The sequence below is a fragment of the Tabrizicola sp. genome (genome assembly GCF_051645465.1).
Lineage (GTDB): Bacteria > Pseudomonadota > Alphaproteobacteria > Rhodobacterales > Rhodobacteraceae > Tabrizicola.
Genome location: NZ_JBOFBI010000318.1, coordinates 1 through 13,297, shown reverse-complemented (window position 1 = coordinate 13,297; position 13,297 = coordinate 1). Strand labels below are relative to the sequence as shown.

Below are 13,297 nucleotides of genomic sequence, written 5' to 3'. Positions count from 1 at the left end.
GTCCGGGGGTGTGAAACCCCCGGTCCGCCCTCTCAGCCCGCACGCCGCGCCGCACTCGTCTCCAGCGGAAACACCTTCGACGGGTTCAGCAGCCATTTCGGATCGAACACATCCTTCACCCGCATCTGCGCCTCCATATCGGCGCCCGAAAACTGCACCCCCATCAGGTCGCGCTTCTCGATCCCCACGCCATGCTCGCCGGTCAGACACCCCCCCACCTCGACGCACAGCTTCAACACCTCCGCCCCGAACCGCTCGCAGGTCTCCAGATCGCCCGGCTTGTTCGCGTCATAGAGGATCAGCGGATGCATGTTCCCGTCTCCCGCATGGAACACATTCCCGACCGGCAGCCCGAACTCCACACTCATCTCACCGATCCGGCGCAAGACATACGGGAGGCTCGAAACCGGGATCGTCCCGTCCAGGCACATGTAGTCCGATATCCGCCCGATCGCCGAAAACGCCGACTTCCGCCCCAGCCAGATGCGCTTGGCCTGTGCCTCGTCCTCGGCCTCGACCAAAGCCACCGGGTCGTGCTTGCGGGCGATCTCTTTGATCGCGCCCAACTGCTCGTCGATCTCGGCCTCCGACCCCTCGACCTCGATGATCAACAACGCCTCGCACTCCGGGTAGCCCGCCCCGGCAAACTCTTCGCAGACGCGGATCAGCATCCGGTCCATGAACTCGATCGCCACCGGCAGGATGCCCGCCTTGATGATGTCCGCTACGCAGGCCCCCGCCACCTCGTTCGATGCAAAGCCCGCCATCACCGGCCGCGCGCCCTCGGGCTTCGGCAGGATCCGAAGCCACGCTTCGGTCACCACGCCAAGCTGCCCCTCCGACCCGCACACGACGCCCAGCAGATCCAGCCCCGCAGGCTCGCCCCAGGGGCCGCCCAGAGTGACCACCGTGCCGTCCATCTTCACCAGCCGGACGCCAAGAAGGTTGTTCGTTGTCACCCCATACTTCAGGCAATGCGCCCCGCCCGAGTTCATCGCGATGTTCCCGGCAATCGCACAGGCAAGCTGGCTGGACGGGTCCGGCGCATAGAAGAACCCCTCCGCCTCGACCGCGCCCGAAACCGACAGGTTGGTCCGCCCCGACTGCACCCGGATGAAGCGGTTCTCGTAATCCGTCTCGATCACCGCATTCATCCGCGCGACGCCCAGGATCACCGAATCCGCCGTCGGCATCGACCCACCTGCCAGCGAAGTACCCGCCCCCCGCGGCACGACCGGCACGCCCTCTTCCCAGCAGACCCGCAAGGCCGCGGCAACCTCCTCGGTCGTCCGCGGCAGGATCGCTGCGAGCGGCGGGCAGCGATAGGCGGTCAGGGCATCGCATTCGTAAGCGCGGAGCTCCTCGGGCGCCTCGATCACCGCATCCTTTGGCAGAACTGCCTGCAAGCGCTGCAGGATCCGCGCTTTCCGCGCGATCACGCCCGCATCCGGCACCGGCATTTCCATGGAAGACCCCTTTGACTGGTAAATAAATATAACCAATTTTGCGTACTGACAAGGAAAAACCCCGCCCCTACTGTCGGCCCATGACGATAACCCTCGGCGCTATTCCCCAGCTTGACCTGATCCTCCTCGGGCTTCTCCTGGTGGCCTGGCTGATCTCCGGCTGGCTTAGCGAGCACCCGCCGAAGTCGCTCCCCTCGGTCTCGCTTCTGATGGAGGAGTACCGTCGCGACTGGATGCGCACTTTCGTCACCCGCAATCCCCGCATCTTCGACGCGCAACTGATCGACTCGCTGCGCCAGGGCACGGCCTTCTTCGCCTCAGCCTCGATGATCGCCATTGGCGGCGGGGTCGCGGTGATCGGCAACGCCGCCGCCGTCCAAAGGCTGGCGGATGAGCTGCCCCTTCCCGGCACCGGCCCGGATGTAGCGCTTCGCATGCTGCCGGTCATCGGCTTCCTGGCCAACGCGCTTCTGAAATTCATCTGGGCCAACCGGCTTTTCGGCTATTGCTCGATCCTGATGGCCGCGGTTCCGAACAACCCCGAAGACCCCGTGGCCTTCCACCGCGCGGGTCAGGCCGCGGAAATCAACATCACCGCCGCGAAAAGCTTCAACCGGGGCATCCGGTCGATCTACTTCGCCCTCGCGGCCCTCGGCTGGCTTCTCGGTCCCTGGGGCCTCCTCATCGGCACCGTGTTCGCGACCGGCATCCTCCTCCGCCGCGAATTCGCCTCGGCCTCACGCCGGGTGATCCTGCAGCGTGAGCCGTAAGGCAAACCTTCCGACAACTGGCTTGGTCGATCTCAAGTCGGCGCACTACGTCCATAGAACGCCTGGAAGGCTTCATGCAGAACCGCGGTCAAGGGGGGCATCACCCCATCCAGCTGCTTGACATCTGCGACCGGGCAAACTGACAGCTGAGCGGCTTCCGTCAACACCGCGGCATGGCTCGGATAGCAGCGCTTGGCGACGACCAGGCATGGATAGATGTCTCTCGAGTAGACCCCTTCGGCCAGCATGACGCTTTCAAAGACCGATCTGACTGACCGTTTCATGACCCAGGCGCACACCTCTTTTTTCCCGGCGTCGGTTGTCTCCTCAAGGAACATCCGCCGCCAGTCCGGCAACCAGCGGGCCAGCCCTTTCAGATGTGCTATCGCATGCCGCCCAAGTGTTGGGGCGGGCAATGCGCCTACGATGTCCGCCCCCCATACTGTCCAACCGGAATAGGCCAGATGGAAGCGCAACCAAGCTGCCTTCTTGCCTTGCAAGAACTCCGTCTGCGTAAGCAGAACCATGTCGATGCTCGGGCCATGAGCTTCAGGGAACTCGATTGGTTTGACCTCATCAACGGGATCGGTCGTAACAACCACAAGATCAAGATCCGATACACCCACAATCGCCCGTGACCTCGCAACAGAGCCACGGAGAGCGATGCCTACAAGGTTGCCGCCCAAAGACGACACCAGCTGGTCGACCGCAGATTTCGAATAGCTGCTCCACGGCTCACCAGGAACCACCCCAAGTCGCGGCAACCGTCCGGACGGGTCGCAACGGGAAAGCTCGCCAATGGGCCTCAGCAATTGCCGCCTCATCAAGCCATTGGAACAACGCGCGATCTGGTCACGTTCGGGACTCGCAAACGATGCAGAGTAAGGCGAGATGGCGAAGTTACGCCACCTTGGCGCCCTTCCGGCCCTCGACCAGCCAGGCTGCAACCGCGAACCCTGCCGCCAGCAGAAGCCAGGCCCAGGCGGGCAGCAGCGCCACGACGTTCAGGTCGGTCGTAAGATACGCCTGCCGCGGAGTGATCCCGATCCAGCCGCGTCCGACCGCCAGCCGTCCCTCGCCGACCTCGCGGATATCGGGATACCCGTCCTCAAGCCGCGTGACGCCACCCTTTGTCGCCTCTGCCATCGGCCGAAGCTCATCGCCCGAGGCGATCGTCTCGACAAACTCCCGCGGGGTGGCGGGGCCGACCGAGATGACGCGCGTCAGCTCACCCTGCTCCAGCCGGTAAAGCCCCAGCGCCGGCGCCTGCCACTTGGTCTCATACTTCCCGGGCGTCACCATCGGCATCGCAAGTTCAGTCGTGGTGCCGTCCGGCCCGGTCACCGTCACGGGGCCCGGCGCGGTCTCCTCCAGCGTCCGGCGGGTGATCGTCATGACCTCGTCATTCACCTCGGCCGTCAGGGTCTCTTCCTCCAGCTCCGGCTCTTTCAGCATCCAGTGGGCGAGGCGGCGGAGAAGTTCCAGCTGCGGCCCGCCGCCCTCATAGCCTCGGCCCCAGAGCCACGCATGGTCCGACGCCAGCACTGCGACCCGCCCCTGATCCACCCGGTTCAGAACCAGAAGCGGCAGGTCATTCGGCCCCGACATCAGCACCTGGCCGTCCGTCTGTTCGACCTCGATCAGCCGGAACCAGCGGCCCCAGCCGCCCTCCGGCGCCTCAGCCTCCAGCCCTTCCGTCACGGGATGACGACGGCCAAGGTCCGTCAGCGCCGGGCGATACCCCTCTTCGATCACCTGCGACGTCGGCGCGACCGGCAGAATTTCCGCCAGGGGCGAGCGGTAGAGGCTGTCCACCGCCCCGAACTCCGGCCCTGCGGCGACAAGCACGGTGCCGCCGTTCCTCACGTAGTTCACCACGTTCTCGATATAGGACATCGGCAGGATGCCCCGCATCCGGTAGCGGTCGAAGATGATCAGGTCGAACTCGTCGATCTTCTCGACGAAAAGCTCCCGCGTCGGGAAAGCGATCAGCGACAGCTCGTCAACCGGCACGCCATCCTGCTTTTCCGGGGGCCGAAGGATGGTGAAATGCACCAGATCCACCGCCGCGTCCGATTTCAGCAGGTTTCGCCAGACCCGCTCGCCCGCATGCGGCTCGCCGCTGACGAGCAGAACCCGCAGCCGGTCCCGGACCCCGTTGATCTGCACGGCAACGGCATTGTTGCGGTCGGTGATCTCGCCCTCGACCGGTGCGACCGAGAACTGGAGCACGTTCGCCCCGCCGTGCGGCAGGGTGACCGGCAGCTCCAGATCCTCGTTCATCGCCACGGTATAGGTCATCGGTTCCTCGGCATCGACCGTGATCGTAAGGTCCACTTCCGTCCCCGCCGAGCGCGGCACGCCGCCGATGTCCTCCACCCGCAGCTGCAGCTGGAACTCCTCGCCGATGATCGCAAAGGCCGGGGCATTCTTGACCACGATCCTGCGGTCCCAGTCCGCTTCCTCTCCAGTCAGCAGTATCTGCAGGGGTGCGGGCAGGTTCGGAACCAGCCCCAGATCGTGCACCCGCCCGTCCGTGACCATGATCGCGCCCGCCACCCGCGCACGCGGCTCTTCCGCCAGCGCCTCGGCCAGCGCGGTCAGCGCCAGCGTTCCCGCGTCCTCCTCGCCGTCGCCCACCTTGTGGATGCGAAGCTCCGTATTCGGCAGCCGGGCAATCTCGGCCTCGATGGCCGCAACGGCGCCTTCAGTCTGGGCCCGGCGGTTGCCCAGGCCCTGGCTCGCGCTTTCATCCACCACCAGAATGACGATGTCCGACAGGTTCTGCCGCTCTTCCTCCTGCAAGGCCGGGTTCGCCAGCGCCGCCAGAAGCGCCGCACACCCCAGCGCCCGCAGCCACCAGCCCGAGAGGCCCCGCCACAGCGCCAGCACGACGAGCACCAGCGCAACCCCGGCCAGGACATAGATCACCAGCCAGTCGACCAGGGGCGCAAAGACCACCGTTTGCGTCATTGCCCCAGCCTTTCCAGAAGGGCAGGCACGTGCACCTGATCCGACTTATAGTTCCCGGTCAGCACATACATGATCAGGTTGACCCCGAAGCGATAGGCGACCTCGCGCTGCTGTTCGCCCGCAAATCCGCGCCCCACGGGCACGATCGGCACACCTGAATCGTCCGTGGCCCAGGCCGAAGCCCAGTCTGCCCCCCCGATCACCACCGGCGTCACGCCGTCGTTGAGGTTGCGGAACGGCATGCCTTCCTCAGCCTCGGCGGCCGCATTCGGAGCCGCCTCGACCCAGACCTCGCCACCCTGATGGCGGCCCGGAAAGTCCTGCAGCAGGTAGAAGGTCCGGGTCAGCACATGGTCCGTCGGCAAAGGCTCCAGGGGCGGGATATCAAGGCCCGAGGCGATCACCTGCAAGGTCTGCCCTTCGGGAGTCGTCCCGCCGCCATAGCCCGCCACATCCCCATCGCGCGTGTCGAAGAGGATCATGCCCCCAGTCCGCAGATACTGGTTCAGCTTGGCGTAGGCCGCATCCGAAGGCTGCGCCTGCCCCTGCGGGATCGGCCAGTACAGGAACGGGAAGAAGGCCAGCTCGTCCTTCTCGATATCGACGCCAATCGGCATCATCGGTTCGATCGAGGTGCGCTGCCAAAGCTTGTCGCTCAGCCCCAGAAGCCCCGCGCGAGATATTTCGTCGATCCGCGGATCGCCGGTGATCACATAGGCCAGCACCAGCGCGTTGGTCGCCTCCAGCGCAAACGCGTCGTCGGGTGGAGGGTCCGTGGCGTCCTGCGCCCGCGCGCCTTGCGGCTGCAGCACCAGGAACGCCAGCAGCATCCCGGCCGCGCCACGCCGAAGCCCGCCAAGCCGCCCCGAAAGCCAAAGCGCCGCCAGCACATCGGCCAGAAGGAACGCCAGACCTGCCGTAAGGAACACACCCTTCAACGCCTGCGCCACACGCCCCTCCAGCTGGTCAACCGGCACACTTGCCGGCCAATCCGCTGCCAGAAGCTCGGTCTCGGCCGCGATGACATTCAGCGCCACCCGCCGCTCGGCCCCGGCATAAAGCCCTGGCTGCAGCTCGGCCGTGGGTCCGCCCGCAATCGCGGCCGCCAGCTTCTCGCCCTCGACCCCAGGCAGCTCTCCGGCATCCTTCGCCTGACCGTAGACATCCAGCACCACCTGCGGCACCCAGGTCTGACCTTTCAGATCCTCGGCCTCGGGCTGGGCGGGCTTCGTGGACACCGCCAGCCGCTCCAGCATCTGCACGAAGAGGCCGGACAACGGCAGCGACGACCACTCCGCATTCGCCGTCACGTGGACCAGCACCACCTGCCCCGATCCCACGATCTTCCGCGTCATCAGGGGCGTCCCGTCATCCAGCGCCGCAATCGTCCGCTCGGCCAGAAGCGGGTCGGGCTGGGCCAGAACCTGCTCGCGCACCACCACGTCGGGGGGCGCGATCAGCCCGAAGAAGGGCGAGCCCTCCTGGAACGGCGCCAGCGCCTTCGGCTCGCCCCAGCTCATCGCGCCGCCGACGGTCCGTCCACCTTCGCGCAAGCGGACCGGCATCAGCGGGTCTTCGGTCACCCGGCTGACATCGCTCGCCGCGAGCAGTGGCCCCGCAAAGCGCAAGAGAAGACCGCCCTTCTCCACCCATTCCAGCGCCGCCTCGTTTTCGGCATCGGTCAGGCCCGCCACGTCCGACAGGATCACCACATCCGGATTGGCCAGAAGCGAGTCGATCAGGTTGGTTTCAATGATGTCGGCCACCGGAGCCAGCGCCTGCCGCAGATAGTGCAGCGGCGACAGAAGCTGCAGCTGTTCCTGTTCCGACCCCAGCCGGATCAGCGCGATCTTGCGCCGCTTCAGGCTGTCGTCCGCCAGGCTGACGGCGCCCGCCGTGCGTGCAGCCTCAAGCTCGAACCGGGTCACCCGGTTGCGCACCTCGGGCGGCATGTCCAGCGCGGCCTCGGCCCGCTCTTCTCCGGCCGCGAACTCCAGCGTGACGCGACCAAGGTCACGCTCGATCCCCGCCGGATCGGGCCCCTGCGCAACGACATCGACCGAAGCCGTGCCCTCGGCGGGCATCCGGCTGGCCGAGATGACAATCTTGCCATCGGCGAAGGCCGCGGGGTGCAGACCGAACACGGGACGCGAGGTCTGAATCACCCGCAGAGTGCCCTTGTCCTGCAAGGCTTCCGTCAGCTCTTCCCGGCCCGCATGCGCCAGCCCGTCCGACAGCCACACCGTCTCGAACCGCCCTTCCGGCAAAACCGCAGCCCATTCCGCCATCGCGGCGGGCGCCCAGGCCTGCGGCTGCAATCCCGCGACCCGGCCCGCCCAGGCCTCGGCCGTCTGGAACTCCACCGGCTGCGGCGCATCGGTCAGCCTGACCAGCGCGACCGGCCGACCCTCGACCCCGGCTTCCTCGACCAGCGCCTCGGCCTTCTCCACCCGCTCTTGCCAGTCACGTGCATCCGCCCAGCTGCCATCCACGATGATCATCAGGGGACCGCTGCCCGCCACCCGCTCATCGGGGTTCAGGACCGGCCCGGCAAACCCGATGATCGCCGCCGCCACCGCCAGCATCCGCAGAAGCAGAAGCCACCAGGGCGTGCGGTCAGTCTCGGTCTCTTCGTCCTTCAGCCCCAGAAGGAGGGCCACACCGGGAAACCGTCGCCGGATCGGCGCAGGCGGCACGGCGCGGAGCAATATCCACAGGATCGGCAACGCGATCAGCGCCAGCAGAAGCCAGGGAACCGCAAAGCCGATGGGGCCAATGGCGAACATCAATGCCCCCCTTTCAGCGCGGCATAGGCCCACAGAAGCGCCGACTGCGCAGGGTTTCCGGTGTGATGCGTGGTGAAATGCCAGCCGACCGCACGTGCGAGCGTGCTCAGGCGGTCCTTCCGCTCCGCCAGCCGCGCGAGATAGCGCGTCCGCAGATCGCTCGCCCGCAGCGTTTCGTGCTGCATCGTGCCGCCCATCGATTCAAAGATCGTGCGGCCGTCGAACGGAAACTCCTCCTCCGCCGGGTCCAGCACCTGGATCAGGACACCCTTCACCCCCCGATCCGCCGCCCGCGCAAGACCCGCCTCGATCCCGGCCAGATCGCCCAGGAAATCCGACAGGAACACGCCCCGACCGTGGCTCACCATGCCCTCGGTCTCCGGCGCGCCATATTCCTCATCCGCCGCCTCGCCCGAAAGCCGCGCCGCAAGCCGCAGCAACTGAGCCCGCCCCGACCGCGGATGCGCCAGCCCGGCAAGGCCCACCCGCTCTCCGCCCCGAAGGAGCAGGACCGCCAGCGCCAGCCCCAGAAGCTTGGCCCGGTCCGACTTCGGTGCCCGGCCCTTGTCCCCGGTGAATGACATCGACTTCGCCGGATCGACCCAGATCGTCACCGACTGCGCCGCCTGCCATTCCCGCTCGCGCACGAAATGCGCATCCGACCGGGCCGAGCGGCGCCAGTCGATCGTCTTTGCCGAATCGCCCGCATGCGCCGGTCGGTACTGCCAGAACTCATCCCCCAGACCGGCGCGACGGCGCCCATGCTCACCCAGCATGACGGTCGAAGCCAGCATCTCGGCCTCGGCTAGAAGCGGCGGCAGAGTCTGCCCCAGCGCTTCTGCCCGGGTCCGCAGATCGGGGGCTACACTCACGCCGCCGCCTCAAGCCCGAGCACACGGTTGGTGACGCGCCCGATGATGCCCGCCAGAGTCTCGCCCCGCGCACGCGCCGCAAACGAAAGCGCCATCCGGTGCACCAGAACCGCCTGAGCCAGAGCCGCGACATCGCTGACCGACGGCGCCAGCCGCCCTTCCAGCAGGGCCCGCGCCCGGACCGTCAGCATCAGCGCCTGCGCCGCCCGCGGCCCAGGACCCCAGGACAGCGAATCCGCCAGATCCCGCCCCTCTGCCTCGCCCGGACGGCACGCCCGGACCAGATCCAGGATCGCCTCGACCACCTGCTCGCCGACCGGCATCCGCCGGATCACGCCCTGCGCCGCGATCAGCTCCGCCGCGGTAAAGACCTGATGCGCCTCCGCCTCTTCGGACCCCGTCGTGGCAATCAGAATGTCCCGCTCGGTTTCGCGGGTCGGATAGTCGACGTCCACCTGCACCAGGAACCGGTCCAGCTGCGCCTCGGGCAGCGGATAGGTCCCCTCCTGCTCGATCGGGTTCTGCGTCGCCAGCACATGGAACGGCTTGCCCAGCGGCCGGTGCTGCCCGGCAATCGTCACTTCCTTCTCCTGCATCGCCTGCAGCAGCGCCGATTGCGTCCGGGGCGAAGCCCGGTTGATCTCGTCCGCCATCAGAAGCTGACAGAAGATCGGCCCTTCCAGGAATCGAAACGCCCGCGCACCGTCCGCCGCGGTCTCAAGGACCTCTGACCCCAGAATATCCGCGGGCATCAGGTCCGGCGTGAACTGGATGCGGTTCGCCTTAAGCCCCATCACAGTGCCAAGCGTATCCACCAGACGGGTTTTGCCCAACCCCGGCAGCCCAACAAGAAGAGCATGACCCCCGCAGAGCATCGAGGCCAGCACAAGGTCCACCACCTTCTCCTGCCCGATGAAGCGGTGGTTGATCGAGGCCTTCGCCTCTCCCAGGCTGGCGCCCAGCGCTTCGATCTCCGCCACCAGCGCCTTTGCGTCAGCCATACCCAATGCTCCCTTCAGGGTGATCCTGTTCCATTAGACCGAAGTATCCCGCCCGGCACAAATGGCAAAAGGCGACTTGACACAAATGATCGTGAGATTTCCGTGCCCCCAGAGACCCAAAATCCTTAAGCAAGGATTTTGACAAATTTCTTACTCAAGAAATTTAGCCCCCACCCCAACGCACCGTCCTCATCCGCCCCGTTGCGCCCCGCCCTACCTTGGTTACACTGGTGCGATGCCCGAGCCAAACGCCGACACCCTCGCCGCCGCGGCCAAAGCGGCCTCCAAGAAAGGCCCGCCGCCGGTGCATCTGTGGAACCCCCCCTTCTGCGGCGATCTCGACATGCGCATTGCCCGCGACGGCACCTGGTTCTACCTCGGCACTCCCATTGGCCGCGCACCCTTGGTGAAGCTCTTCTCGTCGATCCTGAAGCGCGAAGGCGACGACTACTTCCTTGTGACCCCGGTCGAGAAGGTCGGCATCAAGGTCGATGACGCGCCCCTCCTCGCCATCGACTTCGAGATTGAGGGCCAGGGCGAGACCCAGATCCTCACCTTCACCACCAGGACCGAGGACGAAGCCACCCTCGGCCCCGACCACCCGCTGAAGGTCAACCGCGACCCGAAAACCGGGGAACCCTCGCCCTATATCCTTGTCCGGTCCAACCTCTGGGCGCTCATCGACCGCAAATCCTTTTACCGTCTCGTCGATCTTGGAAGCCATCACACACTTGACGGGCAGATGTGGTTCGGTCTTTGGTCCTCGGGGCAGTTCTTCCCGGTCATCCCGTCGTCCGAATTGCCGCCGCCCGCACTGCCGTGAAAGGCCCCCGACCGGAATGCCTCGTTTTGCCGCGAACCTGACGCTTCTCTTCACCGAGGTTCCCATGCTCGATCGCCCCGACTGGGCGGCCCGCTGTGGTTTCGACGGGGTCGAGGTGCTCTTCCCCTATGAACAGCCCATCGCCGACTGGGAGCGCGCGCTGAACGGCCTTCCCCTCGCACTCATCAATACCCCGCCCGGCGACTGGACCAGCGGCGACCGTGGTTTTGCCGCCGTGCCGGGGATGGAGCTTAAGTTCCGCGAAAGCTTCCTTCGCGCCGCCGACTATGCGACCCGCCTCAATGCCGGCAGGCTCCATGTGATGGCCGGGGTCGCAAAGGGCCCGCAGGCCGAACAGTGCTATACCGAAAACCTGACCTGGGCACTTGCCGAAGCGCCCGGGCTTACCCTGACGCTCGAACCTCTGAACCCCGACGACATGCCGGGGTACTTCCTGAACGACTACGACCAGGCCGCCCGCATCCTGGACGACCTTGCCAATCCCCGGATCGGGCTGCAGTTCGACCTCTGGCACGCCGCGCGGCTTCATGGCGATGCGGGCCTGGTCTGGGAAGACCACCACCATCACATCAATCACGTCCAGATCGCGGGCTTCCCCGCCCGGAACGAGCCCGGCGGCGGCGGCTTCTCACTCCCCGATCTCTGCGACCGGATCGACACCCAGTGCCCCGGCACCTGGATCGCCGCCGAATATCGCCCCGCCAAAGGCACGGCCCAGGGCCTCGGCTGGCTCACCGCGCTCAAATCACGCGGAACGCTGATCGGGGGGTAGCAAGGCTCGCCTCCCCAATGCTTTCTCTTGTGCTCTCCGGCCCACCCCCGCTAAAGGTGATCCCGGACCAGACAGGATGCCGCCCATGCCCATCGAAGCCCCGGAAACCCAGACCGTCACCACCTGGAAAGTGGCCTGCGACGGCGGCGAGGGCGCTTTGGGCCACCCCCGCGTCTGGCTGACGATCCCTCGGGACACCGGCTTTGTCGAATGCGGCTACTGCGACAAGCGCTACGTCATCGACCGCGACCACGCCCACGACGACCACTAACTCGTCAACATTTCATCCGGACTGCAGGCCATCCGCTGGCGGTCTTCGGGTGATACTTCGCGGAAGTAGCGCTCTAGATTATTGCCACTCCAGAACCGCCCTTCCGTTCCGTCTGAAAACTGTCCCGAACCAACCGCAGTTCCAGATTCCGGTTCGAACCATGTAAAGGCAGATTTCCCGCTGCGGCCATCGCTGCAGGTGAATTCGGCCAGACCAAGCCCGATGGGACTGCGGCGCCATGTCCCCTCGCAGATCGTGCCGTTCACCGAAAGGACAAGGAACGGGCCTGAATCCGTGCCGAACGAGGCGCCCCGCATGATCTCGCCAGTCGCCTCTATGCACACGACAAGAGGCGAACAGTTCATCGTCTCGGGATCGCAGGTCGGCGCCTGATCGGCCTGGACCGACTGTCCCCAAACGGCGAGGGTACCGACAACAAGAAAACTGTGGTGAACAGATCCAGGCACGCAGACCTCCCATCTGATCAATCGATTACGCATCCTCGTCCGAGTGGGATGGCATGGCAAGGCCAATGCGCCGCGGGAACCGTTTCCTGCCTTCCTGATCGCGGTTGTGACCGCTATCTTCGTCTGCATTCGAACCAACGCCTTGCCCGCGGGATGGATTCTGTGCGCAGCACTCTCCGCCTTCTCGCGCTCGTCGTCGCCCTACCGTTTCTCTATCTCGCCGCCTCCTTTGCGCTGCCGCTGATCCCCGGCCCCGGCCCAGATCTTTCCGGCCCCAAAACCCGCACGATCGGCCTCATCCAGGGCGCGATCCACACCGACATCCTCCTGCCCCTCACCCCCGAGGTCCGCACCCGTTTCGGCTTTGCCGCCGCCGCGGGCGTTCCGCTCAATGACCCCTATGCCGAATGGCTCCTCCTCGGATGGGGCTCCGCCGCGTTCTACACTTCCACCGGAACCTACGCCGACATCTCTGCGGGCACCGTCCTCACTGCCGCAACCGGCGACAGCGCGGTCCTGCGGCTTGAGATCGGCAGCCTCAACTATCAGGGAAAGATGCATTTTCTTGAGCTTTCAGAGGCCCAGTTCCAGGCGCTCCTCACCCAGACCCACGCCGCTTTCGCCGGCGAAACACCACTCAATCACCCAGGCTTCTCCGTCACGGACGCCTTCTTCCCGGCAAAGGGTCGCTTCCACCTTTTCCGCACCTGCAATGTCTGGCTGGGCGAAACCTTCCGCGCCTCAGGCATCCCCTTCGGTCTCTGGACCCCGGCCAACTGGTCGGTCGCCCTGTCGCTCAACTGGCATCTGGCCGACCAAACCGGGTAGCCCCCGCCCCCCCTTTCTGCCAATAATCCCTCCATTCGCAGGGAGACGACCATGACCTTCGGCAAGGGCCACCACCTTCATCTCATCGACGGCTCGGCCTACATCTTCCGCGCCTATCACGCGCTGCCGCCCCTGACCCGCAAGACCGACGGCCTGCCCATCGGCGCGGTCGCGGGCTTTTGCAACATGCTGTTTCGCTACATCGAAGGCACCAAGAACGGCGACATGCCGACCCATGTCGCGGTGA

Annotated in this window: 13 protein-coding genes; 6 read left to right on the top strand and 7 right to left on the bottom strand. The window is 65.9% G+C overall.

The annotated features are described in order from the left end of the window. Positions 1 to 32: 32 nt before the first annotated feature. A complete protein-coding gene (locus ACRCSW_RS20415) occupies positions 33 to 1,466 on the bottom strand; it encodes an FAD-linked oxidase C-terminal domain-containing protein (RefSeq protein WP_438707491.1) in 1,434 nt (477 codons plus the stop codon). Positions 1,467 to 1,546: 80 nt separating this feature from the next. On the opposite strand from ACRCSW_RS20415, the gene ACRCSW_RS20410 reads away from it, so the two are divergent. Then, entirely contained in the window at positions 1,547 to 2,236 is a 690-nt protein-coding gene (locus tag ACRCSW_RS20410) for a DUF599 domain-containing protein (RefSeq protein ID WP_438707490.1), read from the top strand. 32 nt (positions 2,237 to 2,268) lie between these two features. On the opposite strand, the gene ACRCSW_RS20405 is transcribed toward ACRCSW_RS20410, so the two are convergent. From ACRCSW_RS20405 to ACRCSW_RS20385, 5 genes are all read right to left on the bottom strand, one after another. Next, positions 2,269 to 3,048: a hypothetical protein gene (locus ACRCSW_RS20405; protein ID WP_438707489.1), complete on the bottom strand. Its 780-nt coding sequence runs from the start codon at positions 3,046 to 3,048 to the stop codon at positions 2,269 to 2,271. Between the two features lie 88 nt (positions 3,049 to 3,136). Next, the gene (locus ACRCSW_RS20400; protein ID WP_438707488.1) at positions 3,137 to 5,209 is read right to left on the bottom strand and encodes a hypothetical protein; all 2,073 of its coding nucleotides are present in this window, start codon (positions 5,207 to 5,209) and stop codon (positions 3,137 to 3,139) included. After that, positions 5,206 to 7,995 carry a DUF4159 domain-containing protein gene (locus ACRCSW_RS20395; RefSeq protein WP_438707487.1) on the bottom strand — a complete coding sequence of 930 codons (2,790 nt, stop codon included), beginning with the start codon at positions 7,993 to 7,995 and terminating at the stop codon, positions 5,206 to 5,208. The genes ACRCSW_RS20400 and ACRCSW_RS20395 overlap by 4 nt, the downstream gene beginning before the upstream one ends. After that, positions 7,995 to 8,867, bottom strand: coding sequence for a DUF58 domain-containing protein (locus ACRCSW_RS20390; protein ID WP_438707486.1), 873 nt, complete (start codon positions 8,865 to 8,867; stop codon positions 7,995 to 7,997). Before ACRCSW_RS20390 ends, ACRCSW_RS20395 begins: the two co-directional genes overlap by 1 nt. Further along, positions 8,864 to 9,868, bottom strand: coding sequence for an AAA family ATPase (locus tag ACRCSW_RS20385; RefSeq protein WP_438707485.1), 1,005 nt, complete (start codon positions 9,866 to 9,868; stop codon positions 8,864 to 8,866). Before ACRCSW_RS20385 ends, ACRCSW_RS20390 begins: the two co-directional genes overlap by 4 nt. A 235-nt stretch (positions 9,869 to 10,103) precedes the next feature. Between ACRCSW_RS20385 and ACRCSW_RS20380 the strand changes: the two genes are divergently transcribed. The 3 genes from ACRCSW_RS20380 to ACRCSW_RS20370 all read left to right on the top strand — a co-directional run bounded on the left by ACRCSW_RS20380 (position 10,104) and on the right by ACRCSW_RS20370 (position 11,755). After that, positions 10,104 to 10,691, top strand: a complete 588-nt coding sequence (locus ACRCSW_RS20380) for a DUF1285 domain-containing protein (RefSeq protein WP_438707484.1) — start codon at positions 10,104 to 10,106, stop codon at positions 10,689 to 10,691. A gap of 16 nt (positions 10,692 to 10,707) precedes the next feature. Beyond that, entirely contained in the window at positions 10,708 to 11,484 is a 777-nt protein-coding gene (locus tag ACRCSW_RS20375; protein ID WP_438707483.1) for a hydroxypyruvate isomerase family protein, read from the top strand. Between the two features lie 85 nt (positions 11,485 to 11,569). Continuing rightward, on the top strand, positions 11,570 to 11,755 hold the full coding sequence (locus ACRCSW_RS20370; protein ID WP_438707482.1) for a zinc-finger domain-containing protein: 186 nt from the start codon (positions 11,570 to 11,572) through the stop codon (positions 11,753 to 11,755). Here ACRCSW_RS20370 and ACRCSW_RS20365 read toward each other — a convergent pair. Beyond that, positions 11,752 to 12,243, bottom strand: a complete 492-nt coding sequence (locus ACRCSW_RS20365; RefSeq protein WP_438707481.1) for a hypothetical protein — start codon at positions 12,241 to 12,243, stop codon at positions 11,752 to 11,754. The genes ACRCSW_RS20370 and ACRCSW_RS20365 overlap by 4 nt on opposite strands. A gap of 141 nt (positions 12,244 to 12,384) precedes the next feature. On the opposite strand from ACRCSW_RS20365, the gene ACRCSW_RS20360 reads away from it, so the two are divergent. Further along, positions 12,385 to 13,050: a DUF2459 domain-containing protein gene (locus ACRCSW_RS20360; protein ID WP_438707480.1), complete on the top strand. Its 666-nt coding sequence runs from the start codon at positions 12,385 to 12,387 to the stop codon at positions 13,048 to 13,050. A gap of 51 nt (positions 13,051 to 13,101) precedes the next feature. Then, on the top strand, positions 13,102 to 13,297 hold a 196-nt coding region (locus ACRCSW_RS20355; RefSeq protein WP_438707479.1), incomplete at its 3' end, for a hypothetical protein.